This is a genomic window from Tepidimonas sediminis, from assembly GCF_007556605.1.
In the GTDB taxonomy this organism is placed as follows: Bacteria; Pseudomonadota; Gammaproteobacteria; order Burkholderiales; family Burkholderiaceae_C; genus Tepidimonas; species Tepidimonas sediminis.
On sequence record NZ_VJND01000015.1, the window covers coordinates 21931 to 35432 of the forward strand.

The window sequence follows — 13502 nt, forward strand, 5'->3', positions numbered from 1 at the left end:
GAGGACGGCGCGGGGTCGTCCCGTCTCCCGCTGCAACCGTCCCGCATGGCCCACGCCTCCGACCCGTCCGCCGGCGCCGCCGGTCTCGGCCTCGCCGGCCGCGCCGCCTTCGTCGCGCTGCCGGCGACGGCCCTGGCCGCGCTGCTGGCGCTGCTGTGGGCGCACGAGCTGCCGCTGCGCGCGAGCTGGCCGTGGGTGCCGGCGGCCGGCATCGAGCTGGCGTTCCTCATCGATGGGCTGGCGGCGCTGATGCTGCTGATGATCACCGGCATCGGCACCGCGGTGTTCGTCTACGCCGGCGGCTACCTGGCCGGCCATCCGCAGCAGGCGCGCCTGTACGCGCTGCTGACGGTGTTCATGGCGGCGATGATCGGCTGCGTCACCGCCGACAACCTGTTCACGCTGTTCGTGTTCTGGGAGATCACGAGCCTCGTGTCGTTCCTGCTGGTCGGCTTCGACCATGAGCAGGCGGCCAGCCGCCGCTCGGCGCAGCAGGCGCTGCTGGTCACCGGCACCGGCGGGCTGGCGCTGCTGGCCGGCTTCATCCTGCTGGCCCAGGCGGCGGGCACCAGTTCGATCAGCGCGCTCGTCGGCGTGGTGCCGCAGCTGCCGGCCAGCCCCGCGCTGGTGGCGGCGCTGCTGCTGGTCTTCATCGGTGCGTTCACCAAAAGCGCGCAGTGGCCGTTTCACTTCTGGCTGCCCAACGCCATGGCGGCGCCGACGCCGGTGTCGGCCTACCTGCACTCGGCGACGATGGTCAAGCTCGGCGTCTACCTGCTGGCGCGGCTGGATCCGGCGTTCGGCCACTGGGAGCTGTGGGAGTGGACGTTGAAGGCCGTGGGGTCGCTGACCGCCGCGTGGGGCATGGTGCTGGCGCTGCGCGAGCGCGACCTCAAGCGCATCCTGGCCTGGTCCACCGTGGCGACGCTGGGCACGCTGGTGGTGCTGGTGGGGCTGCGCGGCGAGGGCGCGACGATCGCGGTGGGCGCGCTGCTGCTGGCGCACGCGCTGTACAAGGCGCCGCTGTTCTTCGTCGCCGGCAACGTCGACCACGGCACCGGCACGCGCGTGATCGACCGCCTGGGCAACCTGCGCCACGCGATGCCATGGACGGCGGCGGCGGCGCTGCTGGCCGGCGCCTCCATGGCCGGCATGCCGATGTCGTTCGGCTACATCGCCAAGGACGCGATCCTGGCGGCCAAGCAGGCCGGCGAGGCGGCGCTGTTCGCCCGCGCGGCCAACACGGTGTTCGGCGCCATCGCGGTAGCGGTGGCGGCGGTGGCGGCGATCCGCGTCTTCTGGCGCCACCCCGGCGCCAACGAGACGCCGCCCGCGCACGAGGGCGGGCCGGCGCTGGTGCTGCCGCCGCTGGTGCTGGCGCTGCTGGGCATCGTGCTCGGGGTGTTCCCGTTCGTCGTGCAGGATCTGATCGCCGAGGCGTCGGTGGCGATGACGCCGGGCACCGAGGCGGTGGCGCTGGCCCTGGCGCTGGAGGCCGGCCCGGCGCTGGCGTCGCTGGCGGTGACGCTGGCGGTGGGTCTGGCGGTGTTCGCGTTCTGGGATCCGCTGCACCGGGCGCTGGAGTGGCTGGGAGCGCGGCTGGCGCCGCTGGCGATGGCGGCGCACTACGAGCGCGCGCTGCGCGCGATCCCGCGCCTGGCGGCGGGCTGCACCCGGGCGCTGCAGCACGGGGCGCTGCCGGGCTACGTCGGGATGATGGTGGCGGCGGTGGTGCTGGCGCTGCTGTCGGTGGGGGGAGCGGTCGCCGCGGCCTGGACGTGGCCGCCGGTGTCGCTGCCGAGCGTCGGTGTGCTGGCCGGCGCGCTGCTGGTCGTGGCCGGGGCGCTCTTGGCGCTGCCGCAGCGCGACCGCCTGGTGCTGCTGCTGGCCGCCGGACTGACCGGCTACGGCAGCGCGCTCGTGTTCCTGTTTGCCGGGGCGCCGGACGTGGCGTTCACGCAGTTCGTCGTCGAGTCGGTGTTCGTCGTCGTGGTGGCCTCGGTGCTGATGAAGCTGCGCCTGCGCGGCTACGGTGCCGGGCTGGTGGACGACGGGCCGCGCGCGTGGCGCGCGCTGCTGGCGCTGGCCGCGGGGGTGGGCGCGGCGGCGTGGCTGCTGCTGTCGGTGGCCACACCGTTCGATGCGGCGCTGGCGGACTTCTTCGGCGCGCGCAGCGTGCCCGAGGCGCACGGGCGCAACGTCGTCAACGTGATCCTGGTGGACTTCCGCGCGCTGGACACGCTGGGCGAGATCTCGGTGGTGATGCTGTCGCTGCTGGCGGCGTGGCCGCTGCTGCAGGCGCTGGCGCGCCAGCGCGACTGGGGTGCGCGCCGCGCGGCGCCGGCGCGGGAGGAGCCGCGATGAACCGCCGCTCGCCGATGCTGGAGGTGGTGGCCGGGCCGCTCTACGGGCTGATCCTGGCGGCGTCGCTGTGGGTGCTGTTGCGCGGGCACAACGAGCCGGGCGGCGGCTTCATCGGCGGGCTGGTGGCGGCCAGCGCCTCGGTGCTGTGGGCGGTGGCGCGCGGCACCGAGGCGGCGCGGCGGCGTCTGCCGCTGCGCTCGCCGCAGGCGCTGGCGGCGGCCGGCGTGGCACTGGCGCTGCTGTCGGGGCTGCCGGCGGCGTGGTTCGGCCTGCCGTACCTCACGCACCTGTGGGGCAGCCTGCCGGCAGGGGTGGCGGTTTCCACGGTGCTGGTGTTCGATCTGGGCGTCTACCTCTGCGTCTGGGGGGCGCTGGCCGGGTATGCGCTGGCGCTGCTGGCGCTGGACGAGGCGCCGGCCACGGACGGCCAGACTGCAGGAGAGGAGCGATGATCTGGACGGTGGCGCTGGCGGTCGGGGTGGCGCTCGGGGCCGGGGTGTACCTGGCGCTGTCGCGCGACGTGCTGCGCATCGTGCTGGGGCTGGCGATCGCCGGCAGCGCGGTGAATCTGGCGCTGTTCGCTTCCGGGCGGCTGGGGCCGGCGCAGCCGGCGGTGGTGCCGGCCGGCCAGCTGGCGCTGGAGCAGGCGGCCAACCCGCTGCCGCAGGCGCTGGTGCTCACCGCGATCGTCATCGGCTTTGCGCTGGTGTGCTTTGCGCTGGTGCTGGCGCTGCGGCTGATCCAGCGCGTCGGCAGCGACGACGCGGTGGTGCTGCGCCAGGCCGAGCCGCCCGCCACCGATCCGGTCAAGCCGCCGGTGACACCGCCGGCGTTCGAGCCGGTCTGGCCGCCGCGCGACGGGGGGGCGATGGAGGGCGGCCGATGAGCTGGCTCGTCACCGTGCCGGTGCTGGTGCCGCTGGCCACCGCCGCGGCCACCACGCTGCTGCAGCGCCATGCGGCGGCGCAACGCGTGGTCAGCCACCTCGGCGCGTGGGCCCTGCTGGCCGGGGCGCTGGCGCTGGTGGCCCAGGCCGCCGCCGGCGTGCCGCTGCGCATGGTGTTCGGCGACTGGGGGGAACCGTTCGGCATCGTGTTCGCGGTGGACCGGCTGTCGGCGGCCCTGGTGCTCGTCACCGCGGTGATGGCGGTGGCGTGCCTGACCTTCCAGGCCAGCGACGCCGATCCGGGGCCGGCGCACCCGCTGCAGCTGCCGCTGGTGCACGGGCTGCTGGCCGGCGTCGGCGGGGCGTTCGCCACCGCCGACCTGTTCAACCTCTACGTCTGGTTCGAGGTGATGCTGATCTGCGCGGTGGGCCTGCTGGCGCTGGGCGGGCGCACCGACCAGCTCGATGGCACGTTCAAGTACTACACGCTGAACCTGGTCGGCACGCTGCTGCTGTTGCTGGCGGTCGGCATGGTCTACGCCGTCAGCGGGCACCTGAACTACGGCGCGCTGGCGCAGGCGCTGCCGCAGGTGCCGGCGGGGCCGGCGGCGCTGGCGCTCGCGGGCCTGCTGCTGGCGTTCCTGGTCAAGGCCGGGGCGTTTCCGCTGTTCGCCTGGCTGCCGGCGGCGTACCCGACGCTGCCGGCGCCGCTGCTGGCGCTGTTCGCGGGGCTGCTGACCAAGGTCGGCGCCTATGCGGTGCTGCGCACGCTGGCCGATCTGGCGCCGGCGGCGGCCACGGCCTGGCTGGCCGAGGCGCTGGGCTGGATCGCGGCGGCCACGATGCTGGTCGGGGTGCTGGGCGCGGCCTACCACTGGGACATGCGGCGCATCCTGGCGTTTCACATCGTCAGCCAGATCGGCTACATCCTGCTGGCGGTGGCGCTGGCCAGCCCGGCCGGCGACGCGGCGGCGCTGTTCTACACGCTGCACCACATCGTCGTGAAGGCCAACCTGTTCCTGATCGCGGCCATCGTCTGGCGCCTGACCGGTGGCTACGATCTGCGCGCCATCGGCGGGCTGTGGCGCGCGCGCCCGTGGCTCGGCGTGCTGTTCCTGGTGCCGGCGCTGTCGCTGGTCGGCATCCCGCCGCTGTCGGGCTTCTGGTCCAAGCTGTGGGTGCTGCAGGAGGCGCTGGCGCAGGGGCGCCTGGTCTGGACGGCGGTGGCGCTGCTGGTGAGTGTGCTGACGCTGTATTCGATGATGAAGATCTGGATGGAGGCGTTCTGGAAGCCGCACCCGCAGCCGGGCTGGCAGCCGCCGCGCGACGCGCGCCTGGGCCCGGCGTGGGCGGCGACGCTCGTGCTGGCGCTCATCACGCTGGCCATTGGGCTGTGGCCGCAGGGGCTGCTCGATTACGCGCTGGCGGCGGCCGGCACGCTGGGCGGAGGGGCGCGATGAGGGCCGGGCCGGTGCGCAAGGCGGCCGCGGCGCTGGCGCTGCTGGTGCGCTTCCTCGTGGCGGTGGTGATCTCCGGCGTGCAGACCGTGGGCGTGATCGTGCGCGCGACGCTGAAGCGCCGCGCGCCGCCGGCGGCGTTCGTGCGCGTGCCGTTTGCGCCGATGAGCGAGCGGGGGGCGGCGCTGCTGGCCTGCATGGTGACGCTGACGCCGGGCACCACCGCGATCGACATCGACCTGCAGCGCGGCGAGCTGCTGCTGCACGTGCTGGACGCCTCCGACACCGAGGCGGTGCTGCGCGGCATCCGGCGCGATTTCGAGCCGGGGCTGGTGACGCTGTTCGGACGGGAGGGCTGAGGTGGGCGTGACGGTGACGATCCTGGTGCTGGCGGCGGGGGTGGCCACGGCGCTGGCGGTGGTGCGGATGCTGCGCGGGCCGCGCCACGCCGACCGCATCGTGGCGCTGGACATCCTGCTGGCGGCGGCGGTGGCGCTGTGCGTGGCGGCGTCGCTGGCCACGCAGCGCACGGTGTTCCTCGACGTGGCCATCGGGCTGGCGCTGGTGGGATTCGTGGCCACGATCGGCTGGGCGCGGCTGGTGGACCGGGGAGGCATGTCGTGAGCGCGCTGGGCAGTCTGCTGCTGCTGGCCGGCGCGGCGCTGCTGGTGGTGGCGGCCTGGGGGGTGGTCATGCTGCCGGACGCGCTGACGCGCCAGCACGCCGCCACCAAGGCCGGCACGCTGGCGGTGGCGCTGGTGGCGCTGGGCGCGCTGCTGGTGGCCGGGCAGTGGGCGTGGACGTGGCGGCTGCTGCTGGTGATCGGCTTTCTGCTGGCCACGCTGCCGGTGGCGTCCAACCTGCTGGCGCGCGCCGCGGTGCGCGAGGCCGGGCTGGACGACGACATGCGCCGCGCCGCCTCCGCCGGCGGCCCGCCGCGCTGAGCCGCGCCGCGGCGAAAAGCGCCGCCGCGCGTGCCTACAATCGCGGGGTCGCGGCGGCATCCGCCGCGGCGGCGCGGCCGCCGGGTCGCGCCCGCCTCATCCCGCTCCGTCGTCATGGCCGTCCTGCTTGCCATCATCCTGCTGCCGTTGCTCGTCGGCACCGCGCTGACGTGGGCACTGTCGCGGCGTTCGCGCGCCGCCACCGTGGGGGCGGCGCTGGCCGTGACGCTGGCGAGCCTGGCGCTGATCGTCGCGCAGGCGCCGCAGGTCTGGGCCGGGCAGGCGGTGGCGGGCTTCCTGCCGTGGGTGCCCGACATCGGCCTCAACGTCGGGCTGCGCCTGGATGGCCTGGCGTGGCTGTTCGCCGCGCTGATCACCTTCATCGGCGTGCTGATCGTCGTCTACGGGGCCTACTACCTCGGCCCGGACGATCCGCCCGGCAAGTTCTACGCCGTGCTGATGCTGTTCATGGCGGCGATGCTGGGCGTGGTGCTGTCGGACAACCTGCTGCTGCTGGTGGTGTTCTGGGAGCTGACCAGCCTGTCGTCGTTCCTGCTGGTGGGCTACTGGAGCCACCGCGCCGACGCGCGCGCCGGGGCGCGGCAGGCGCTGGCGGTGACCGGCGGCGGCGGGCTGGCGATGCTGGCGGGCTTCGTGCTGCTGGGCTGGGTCGCCGGCACGTTCGAGATCAGCGAGATGGCCGGCCGCGCCGCCGAGATCCAGGCCGACCCGTGGTTCGTGCCGGCGCTGCTGCTGATCCTGCTGGGCGCCTTCACCAAGAGCGCGCAGTGGCCGTTCCACTTCTGGCTGCCGGACGCGATGGCGGCGCCGACGCCGGTGTCGGCCTACCTGCACTCGGCCACCATGGTCAAGGCCGGCCTGTTCCTGCTGATGCGGCTGCATCCGGTGCTGGCCGGCAGCGGCACGTTCGAGCTGCTGGTGACGGGCGCCGGGCTGGTCACGGTAGCGTTCGCGGCCTTCGTGGCCATCTTCAAGCACGACCTCAAGGGCCTGCTGGCCTACTCCACGGTCAGCCACCTCGGGCTGATCATGTTCCTCGTCGGGCTGGGCTCGCCGCTGGCGGCGGCGGCGGCGCTGCTGCACGTGCTCAACCACGCCAGCTTCAAGGCGCCGCTGTTCATGGTGGCCGGCATTGTCGACCACGAGACCGGCTCGCGCGACATGCGGCGGCTGGGCGGCCTGGCGGTGCTGATGCCGTGGACCGCGACGCTGGCGGTCGTCGCGGCGGCCTCGATGGCCGGCGTGCCGCTGACCAACGGCTTCGTCTCCAAGGAGCTGTTCTTCGCCGAGGCGGTGGGCACCGGCACGTGGTTCGTGCCGCTGGTGGTGACGCTGGCCGGCGCATGCAGCGTGGCGTATTCGCTGCGGCTGGTGCACGACACCTTCTTCCACGGGCCGCCGGGAGAGGTGCCGAACCCGCACCCGCACGAGCCGCCACTGGGCATGTGGCTGCCGGCCACCTTGCTGGTGCTGATCGCGGTGGCGGCGGGGCTGGCGCCGGCGGCGGTGTTCGGCCCGCTGGTGGAGGTGGCGGCGGCGGCGATGGTGGCGCCGCAGCCGTTGCCCGAGCTGCACCTGGCGCTGTGGCACGGCGTCAACCTGCCGTTGGTGATGAGCCTGCTGGCGCTGGCCGGCGGAGTGGCGCTGTACGCCGCGCTGCAGCGCGGCCGCCGGCTGCACGGGCTGGCGGTGGAGGGCTGGTTCGGTCCGCTGCAGGGGCGCGTGGTGTTCGAGCGCGCGGTCGACGGCCTGCTGGGCTTGGCCGGGCGCGCCACCGCGGCGCTGGAAAACGGCTCGCTGCAGCGCTATCTGGCGTGGCTGGTCGGCGCGGCGGTGGTGGCGGCCGCGGCCGTGCTGGCCGGGCAGGGCATCGGCGCCGGCGCGCGCGAGCGGCTGCCCGCCAACGCGCTGGCCTGGGTGGTGTGGGCGCTGCTGGCGGCCACCTGCGTGGCGCTGGTGTGGCTGCACCACTGGCGGTTCCTGGCGGTGGTGCTGGTCGGCGTCGTGGGGCTGGTCACGTCGCTGGTGTTCGTGAGCTTCTCGGCGCCGGATCTGGCGCTGACCCAACTGTCGGTGGAGCTGGTCTCCACCGTGCTGCTGCTGATGGGGCTGGCGCTGCTGCCGGCGCGCTCGCCGCGCGAATCCAGCCCCGACCGGCGCCTGCGCGACGCGCTGCTGGCGATCGCCGGCGGGGCGGGGCTGGGCTGGATCGCCTGGGTGATGCTGACGCGCGACTACAGCTCGATCGCGTGGTATTTCCTCGAGCACTCGCTGCCCAAGGGTGGCGGCGCCAACGTCGTCAACGTGATCCTGGTGGACTTCCGTGGCTACGACACGTTCGGCGAGATCACGGTGCTGGCGATCGCGGCGATCGGCGTGCTGGCGCTGCTGGAGGGCATGCGCGTGCACCGGCCGGCGGTCGACGAGGGCGGACGGCGCTGGACCTTTGCCGAGCCGCCGCTGCTGCTGCGCGTGGCGGCCTCGGTGGTGCTGCCGGCGGCGCTGGTGGTGGCGGTCTACATCTTCATGCGCGGGCACAACGCGCCCGGCGGCGGCTTCATCGCCGGGCTGGTGACGGCGGTGGCGCTGGTGCTGCAGTTCATGGCGCTGGGCCAGCGGCGTGCCGAGGCCGCGCTGCGCGCGGGGGCCGGGCGGCGTTACGTGCGCTGGATCGGCACCGGGCTGGCCACCGCCGGGGCCACCGGCATCGGTGCCTTCCTGTTCGGGCGGCCGTTCCTGACCAGCGCGCACGGCCATCCGCACCTGCCGCTGCTGGGTGAGCTGCCGCTCGCAAGCGCGGCGCTGTTCGACCTTGGGGTGTATTTCACGGTGGTCGGCGCCACGCTGCTGACGATCTCGGTGCTGGGCTCGGCCAGCGTCGAGGGGCACGAGCGCGACGCGGCCGCGGCCGGAGGGCCGGCACGATGAGCATGGAGTTTCTGGTTGCCTCGGGCCTGGGGCTGGTGACCGCGTGCGGCATCTACCTGCTGCTGCGCGGGCGTACCTTCCCGGTGGTGCTGGGGCTGTCGCTGCTGAGCTACGCGGTCAACGTCTTCATCTTCGTGATGGGGCGGCTGTGGACCGACGCGCACCCGATCCTGGGCAGCGGCGAGACGGCGGTCGACCCGCTGCCGCAGGCGCTGGTGCTGACGGCGATCGTGATCGGCTTTGCCACCACCGGCTTCATTGTCGAGCTGGCGCTGCGCAGCGCGCACGAGAACGGCAGCGACCACGTCGACGGGCGTGAGCCCGGGGTGCCGCTGGGCGCCGCCGCGCGCCAGGAGGAGGGCTGATGGCGGGGCTGCAGGCGTTCTGGCTGGCGCACGCGCCGGTGCTGTCGGTGCTGCTGCCGTCGCTGACGGCGGTGGCGCTGTTGCTGCTCGGCGACCATGACGGCCCGTCGGCGCAGGGTGGTGGCCACGGCGGCGCGGCGCGCCAGGCGCGCCGGCGTGCGCTGAGCCTGGTCTCGGCGACGCTGGGCCTGCTGCTGGCGTCGGCGCTGGTGGCGCGTGCCGCCGGCGGCGAGCTGACGGTCTACGAGCTCGGCGAATGGCCGGCGCCGTTCGGCATCGTGATGGTGGTCGATCGCCTCTCGGCGCTGATGGTGCTGCTGACGCAGGCGGTGGCGCTGCCGGTGCTGGCCTATGCCTGCGGCGGCTGGGACACGCGCGGGCGCCACTTCCATGCCATCTTCCACTTCCAGCTGATGGGGCTCAACGGCGCCTTCCTCACCGGCGACCTGTTCAACCTGTTCGTCTTCTTCGAGGTGCTGCTGATCGCCTCCTACGTGCTGCTGCTGCACGGGCAGGGACGCGAGCGGCTGCGCATGGGTGTGCACTACGTGGTGCTGAATCTGACCGCCTCGGCGCTGTTCCTGATCGGGCTGGCGATGATCTACTCGGTCACCGGCACGCTCAACATGGCCGACGTGGCGCTGAAGGTGGCGCAGCTGCAGGGCGCCGAGCTGCGGCTGGCGCAGGCCGCGGCGCTGATCCTGCTGGTGGTGTTCGGCGTCAAGGCGGCGCTGGTGCCGCTGTACTTCTGGCTGCCGGGCACCTACGCGGCGGCCAGCGCGCCGGTGGCGGCGCTGTTCGCGGTGATGACCAAGGTCGGCGTCTACGCGATCGTGCGCGTGCACTGGGTGATCTTCGGGCTGGACGCCGGTGCGGCGACGCTGACCGCCCAACCGTGGCTGCTGCCGGCGGCGCTCGTGACCAGCGTGCTCGGCGTGCTGGGGGCGCTGGCGGCGCACACGCTGGCGCGGCTGGTGGCGTACCTGACGGTGGCCTCGGTCGGCACCATCGTCGCCGGCGTGGCGCTGTTCACGCCGCAGGCGCTGTCGGCGGCGCTGTACTACACGCTGCACAGCACGGTGGTGATCGCCGGGCTGTTCCTGTTCGTCGAGCTGTTGGCGGCGCAGCGCGGCGCGGTCGGCGACCGGCTGCAGCCGGCGCCGGCGGTGCGTGAGCCGGTGCTGCTTGGCGTGATGATGCTGTTCGGTGCGGCCTCCGCCGCCGGGCTGCCGCCGCTGCCGGGCTTTCTCGGCAAGGTGATGCTGCTGCAGAGCTCGGCCGGGCTGCCGGCGCAGCTCTGGGTGTGGACGGTGGTGCTGGGGGTCGGCTTTCTGACGCTGGTCGGCCTGGCCCGCGCCGGCGTGGTGATGTTCTGGCACGTCGAGCCGGCGCGCCCCGACCCGTCGGCTGGCAGCAGTGCGCGTCTGCTGGCTGCGCCGTGGACGTTCATGGCGTTGACGGTGGCGCTGGCAGCCGGCGCCGCTCCGGTCAAGGCCTACACGGATGCCGCCGCGCACCAGCTCACCGACAAGGCCGGCTACGCGGCGGCGGTGCTGGCGCGTCACGGCGGCCCTGCCGTGCCGACCACCCGCCCGTACGATGGGCGCGTGCCGGCGCCGGGCGCCGCCGCGCAGGAGGAAGGCCGATGACCCCGGACGCCCGCCACGAACCGCTGCGCCCCGGCCAGCCGCCGACCGGCTGGCGGCGCTGGTTTCCGCACCCGGTGCTGTCGCTGCAGCTCGGGCTGACCTGGCTGGTGCTGGCGCACAGCCTGGCGCTGGTGCACTGGCTGGCGGCGCTGCTGCTGGCGTGGGCGGTGCCGCGGCTGCTGGCGCCGTTCCTCGGCGATGCCAGCCGCCTGCACTGGCCCTCGGTGCTGCGGCTGGCGGCGGTGGTGCTGTGGGACATCGTGGTGGCCAACGTGACGGTGGCCCGCCTGACGCTGGGGCCGATGCGGCGCGTGCGGCCGGCCTGGCTGCGCCTGCCGCTGGACACCGACCACCCGCGCGTCAATGCGCTGCTGGCCAGCATCATCACGATGACGCCGGGCACGGTGTCGGCGGTGATCGACGAGCGCCGCGGCGAGCTGCTGGTGCACGCGCTCAACTGCGACGACGCCGCGGCCATGGTGGCCGACATGAAGACGCGCTACGAGGCGGCGCTGGTGCGCGTGTTCCGCGTCGATCTCGACGCCGCGCGCGCGGCGCGCATGGAAGGAGTGAAGCGATGAGCCCGTTGCTGATGCTGGCCCTGGACGTCGGCACCGCGGTGGTGGCGGTGGCGGTGCTGCTGTGCAGCTGGCGGCTGCTGCGCGGCCCGGAGCTGCCCGACCGCATCCTGGCGCTGGACACGCTCTACATGGGGCTGGTGGCGCTGATCATCCTGCTCGACATCCGCTTCGACACCGAGCTGCTGTTCGAGGCGGCGCTGATCGTGGCGATGCTGGGCTTCGTCTCGACGGTGGCGCTGGCGCGCTACGTCGCGCGCGGCGACGTGATCGAGTGAGGGGGGACGGGCGATGACGGCTCTGCTGGAAAACCTGGCCGCGCTGCTGATCCTGACGGCGTCGTTCTTCCTGCTGGTGGGTGCCATCGGGCTGATGCGCTTTGCGGATTTCTACATGCGGCTGCACGCGCCGACCAAGGCCTCGACGCTGGGCGTCGGCGGCGTGCTGATCGCCTCGATGCTGGTGACGCTGGCGCACGGGCGCCCCGGCGTGGCCGAGCTGCTGATCACGCTGTTCGTGTTCGTGACGGCGCCGGTGTCGGCCAGCCTGATGGCGCAGGCGGCGCTGCACCTGCGCGTGCCGTCGCGCGCGCCGCTGCCGCGTGAGGCGCTGCGCATGCGTGACGCGGAGCAGGGCACCGCCGGCCGGTGACGCCGCCGGCCACGCCTCAGACGCCCGGGTCGACCGGGCAGGCCTCGGGCAGGTCGTAGAACGCGCGGATGCCGTTCCAGGCGTCCTCGGGCGTGTCGACGTAGCTGAACAGATTCAGATCCTCGGGCGCGATCACGCCTTCCTCGACCATCAGGTCGAAGTCGATCAGGCGCTTCCAGTACGCGCTGCCGTAGAGGAATACCGGCACCGGGCGCGCCTTGCGCGTCTGCACCAGCGTCAGCACCTCGAACAGCTCGTCCAGCGTGCCGAAGCCGCCGGGGAAGGCCACCAGCGCCTTGGCGCGCATCATGAAGTGCATCTTGCGCAGCGCGAAGTAGTGGAACTTGAAGCGCAGCTGCGGCGAGATGTAGGGGTTGGGCTCCTGCTCGTGCGGCAGCAGGATGTTGAGCCCGACGCTGGGGGCCCCGAGGTCGTGCGCCCCGCGGTTGGCCGCTTCCATGATGCCGGGGCCGCCGCCGGTGACGATGTAGAGCTGGCTGTCCTTCGGGCACGACTGGCTGTAGGCCGCCACCAGCTGCGCGAAGCGGCGCGCCTCCTCGTAGTAGCGCGCGTTGCGCCGCAGCGCCTCGGCGCGGCGCAGCGCCTGCGCGTCGCCGCTGGCCTGCGCCGCCTGCCAGATCGCCTCGGCCTCGGCCGGCTCGCGGAAGCGCGCGCTGCCGAAGACGACGATGGTGTTCTCGATGCCGAGCTCGGCCATGCCGAGGTCGGGCTTGAGCAGCTCGAGCTGGAAGCGGATGCCGCGCGTCTCGCGCCGCAGCAGGAACTCGGGGTCGGCGAAGGCCAGCCGGTAGGCGTCCGGCGGCGGACGGGTGCCGTCCTCGGACAAGAGGTGCATCTCGACACCGGCGTCGGCCAGACGGCGGGTCTGCAGGTCGTGCGCGGGGTCGTGAGACGGAGGCGTCATCGTCGGTCGAAGTTCGGACATGAAAAAGGCCCCGTGCCGGGGCCTCCTCGGACCGCCCGCGGCGGCGCGGCGCTGCCTGGCGCCGGTGGCCCGGCTCAGACGCGCTTGCGGTATTCGCCGGTGCGCGTGTCGATCTCGATCTTGTCGCCCTGCTCGACGAAGATCGGCACCATCACCTCGAAGCCGGTGGCGATCTTGGCCGGCTTCATGACCTTGCCGGAGGTGTCGCCCTTGACCGCCGGCTCGGTCCAGGTGACCTCGCGCACGACGCTGGTGGGCAGCTCGATCGAGATCGCCTTGCCCTCGTAGAACACCACCTCGGCGGTCATGCCGTCCTCGAGGTAGTTGAGCGCATCGCCCATGTTCTCGGCCTCGACCTCGTACTGGTTGTACTCGGCGTCCATCCACACGTACATCGGGTCGGCGAAGTACGAGTAGGTGCACTCCTTCTTGTCGAGGATGATGTTGTCGAGCTTGTCGTCGGCCTTGAAGACGACCTCGGTGGCGCTGTTGCTCAGCAGCGCCTTGAGCTTCATGCGCACGGTGGCGGCGCCGCGGCCGCCACGCTGGTATTCGGTCTTGAGGACGATCATCGGGTCCTTGCCGTGCATGATGACGTTGCCGGCGCGGATTTCTTGGGCGAGTTTCATGGTGCTGTGCGGGAGGAGGAGACGGTCGGCGCGCGTTGCCACGCGCGCGCCAGTCAGGTTCGGAACGAACCCTATATTCTACCG

Annotated in this window: 15 protein-coding genes; 13 read left to right on the forward strand and 2 right to left on the reverse strand. The window is 73.3% G+C overall.

The genetic code is table 11. The annotated features are described in order from the left end of the window. The first annotated feature begins 45 nt into the window (after positions 1-45). The 13 genes from mbhE to Tsedi_RS10695 all read left to right on the forward strand — a co-directional run bounded on the left by mbhE (position 46) and on the right by Tsedi_RS10695 (position 11843). Positions 46-2364: a hydrogen gas-evolving membrane-bound hydrogenase subunit E gene (gene mbhE, locus Tsedi_RS10635; protein ID WP_143896426.1), complete on the forward strand. Its 2319-nt coding sequence runs from the start codon at positions 46-48 to the stop codon at positions 2362-2364. Beyond that, complete coding sequence (locus Tsedi_RS10640; RefSeq protein ID WP_143896428.1) at positions 2361-2816, forward strand: MnhB domain-containing protein; 456 nt, start codon at positions 2361-2363, stop codon at positions 2814-2816. The genes mbhE and Tsedi_RS10640 overlap by 4 nt, the downstream gene beginning before the upstream one ends. Continuing rightward, entirely contained in the window at positions 2813-3250 is a 438-nt protein-coding gene (locus Tsedi_RS10645) for a sodium:proton antiporter (protein ID WP_143896430.1), read from the forward strand. Before Tsedi_RS10640 ends, Tsedi_RS10645 begins: the two co-directional genes overlap by 4 nt. Then, complete coding sequence (locus Tsedi_RS10650; protein WP_143896432.1) at positions 3247-4710, forward strand: complex I subunit 5 family protein; 1464 nt, start codon at positions 3247-3249, stop codon at positions 4708-4710. Before Tsedi_RS10645 ends, Tsedi_RS10650 begins: the two co-directional genes overlap by 4 nt. Next, positions 4707-5066: a Na+/H+ antiporter subunit E gene (locus Tsedi_RS10655; protein ID WP_143896434.1), complete on the forward strand. Its 360-nt coding sequence runs from the start codon at positions 4707-4709 to the stop codon at positions 5064-5066. The genes Tsedi_RS10650 and Tsedi_RS10655 overlap by 4 nt, the downstream gene beginning before the upstream one ends. Before the next feature lie 7 nt (positions 5067-5073). Beyond that, positions 5074-5331 carry an MrpF/PhaF family protein gene (locus Tsedi_RS10660; RefSeq protein WP_143896436.1) on the forward strand — a complete coding sequence of 86 codons (258 nt, stop codon included), beginning with the start codon at positions 5074-5076 and terminating at the stop codon, positions 5329-5331. Beyond that, positions 5328-5651, forward strand: coding sequence for a cation:proton antiporter (locus Tsedi_RS10665; RefSeq protein ID WP_185970657.1), 324 nt, complete (start codon positions 5328-5330; stop codon positions 5649-5651). Before Tsedi_RS10660 ends, Tsedi_RS10665 begins: the two co-directional genes overlap by 4 nt. 114 nt (positions 5652-5765) lie before the next feature. Then, positions 5766-8600, forward strand: coding sequence for a monovalent cation/H+ antiporter subunit A (locus Tsedi_RS10670; RefSeq protein ID WP_143896439.1), 2835 nt, complete (start codon positions 5766-5768; stop codon positions 8598-8600). A 2-nt stretch (positions 8601-8602) separates the two neighbouring features. Continuing rightward, entirely contained in the window at positions 8603-8965 is a 363-nt protein-coding gene (locus Tsedi_RS10675; protein ID WP_221934222.1) for a Na+/H+ antiporter subunit C, read from the forward strand. Then, a complete protein-coding gene (locus tag Tsedi_RS10680; RefSeq protein ID WP_143896443.1) occupies positions 8965-10614 on the forward strand; it encodes a monovalent cation/H+ antiporter subunit D in 1650 nt (549 codons plus the stop codon). Before Tsedi_RS10675 ends, Tsedi_RS10680 begins: the two co-directional genes overlap by 1 nt. Continuing rightward, a complete protein-coding gene (locus tag Tsedi_RS10685; RefSeq protein WP_143896445.1) occupies positions 10611-11195 on the forward strand; it encodes a Na+/H+ antiporter subunit E in 585 nt (194 codons plus the stop codon). Before Tsedi_RS10680 ends, Tsedi_RS10685 begins: the two co-directional genes overlap by 4 nt. After that, positions 11192-11470, forward strand: coding sequence for a K+/H+ antiporter subunit F (locus tag Tsedi_RS10690; RefSeq protein ID WP_221934219.1), 279 nt, complete (start codon positions 11192-11194; stop codon positions 11468-11470). Before Tsedi_RS10685 ends, Tsedi_RS10690 begins: the two co-directional genes overlap by 4 nt. 13 nt (positions 11471-11483) lie before the next feature. After that, on the forward strand, positions 11484-11843 hold the full coding sequence (locus Tsedi_RS10695) for a Na+/H+ antiporter subunit G (protein WP_143896447.1): 360 nt from the start codon (positions 11484-11486) through the stop codon (positions 11841-11843). Positions 11844-11859: 16 nt separating this feature from the next. On the opposite strand, the gene Tsedi_RS10700 is transcribed toward Tsedi_RS10695, so the two are convergent. Together Tsedi_RS10700 and efp are read right to left on the reverse strand one after the other, a co-directional pair. Continuing rightward, the gene (locus Tsedi_RS10700) at positions 11860-12768 is read right to left on the reverse strand and encodes an LOG family protein (RefSeq protein WP_143896449.1); all 909 of its coding nucleotides are present in this window, start codon (positions 12766-12768) and stop codon (positions 11860-11862) included. Positions 12769-12863: 95 nt separating this feature from the next. Further along, entirely contained in the window at positions 12864-13418 is a 555-nt protein-coding gene (gene efp, locus Tsedi_RS10705) for an elongation factor P (protein WP_143896451.1), read from the reverse strand. Positions 13419-13502: the final 84 nt, after the last annotated feature.

Excerpts from the sequence above, each read along its gene's own strand:
- mbhE (WP_143896426.1), top strand. The coding sequence starts at position 46 with ATGGCCCACGCCTCCGACCCGTCCGCCGGCGCCGCCGGTCTCGGCCTC.
- Tsedi_RS10640 (WP_143896428.1), top strand. The coding sequence starts at position 2,361 with ATGAACCGCCGCTCGCCGATGCTGGAGGTGGTGGCCGGGCCGCTCTAC.
- Tsedi_RS10645 (WP_143896430.1), top strand. The coding sequence starts at position 2,813 with ATGATCTGGACGGTGGCGCTGGCGGTCGGGGTGGCGCTCGGGGCCGGG.
- Tsedi_RS10650 (WP_143896432.1), top strand. The coding sequence starts at position 3,247 with ATGAGCTGGCTCGTCACCGTGCCGGTGCTGGTGCCGCTGGCCACCGCC.
- Tsedi_RS10655 (WP_143896434.1), top strand. The coding sequence starts at position 4,707 with ATGAGGGCCGGGCCGGTGCGCAAGGCGGCCGCGGCGCTGGCGCTGCTG.
- Tsedi_RS10670 (WP_143896439.1), top strand. The coding sequence starts at position 5,766 with ATGGCCGTCCTGCTTGCCATCATCCTGCTGCCGTTGCTCGTCGGCACC.
- Tsedi_RS10675 (WP_221934222.1), top strand. The coding sequence starts at position 8,603 with ATGGAGTTTCTGGTTGCCTCGGGCCTGGGGCTGGTGACCGCGTGCGGC.
- Tsedi_RS10680 (WP_143896443.1), top strand. The coding sequence starts at position 8,965 with ATGGCGGGGCTGCAGGCGTTCTGGCTGGCGCACGCGCCGGTGCTGTCG.
- Tsedi_RS10685 (WP_143896445.1), top strand. The coding sequence starts at position 10,611 with ATGACCCCGGACGCCCGCCACGAACCGCTGCGCCCCGGCCAGCCGCCG.
- Tsedi_RS10690 (WP_221934219.1), top strand. The coding sequence starts at position 11,192 with ATGAGCCCGTTGCTGATGCTGGCCCTGGACGTCGGCACCGCGGTGGTG.
- Tsedi_RS10695 (WP_143896447.1), top strand. The coding sequence starts at position 11,484 with ATGACGGCTCTGCTGGAAAACCTGGCCGCGCTGCTGATCCTGACGGCG.
- Tsedi_RS10700 (WP_143896449.1), bottom strand. The coding sequence starts at position 12,768 with ATGACGCCTCCGTCTCACGACCCCGCGCACGACCTGCAGACCCGCCGT.
- efp (WP_143896451.1), bottom strand. The coding sequence starts at position 13,418 with ATGAAACTCGCCCAAGAAATCCGCGCCGGCAACGTCATCATGCACGGC.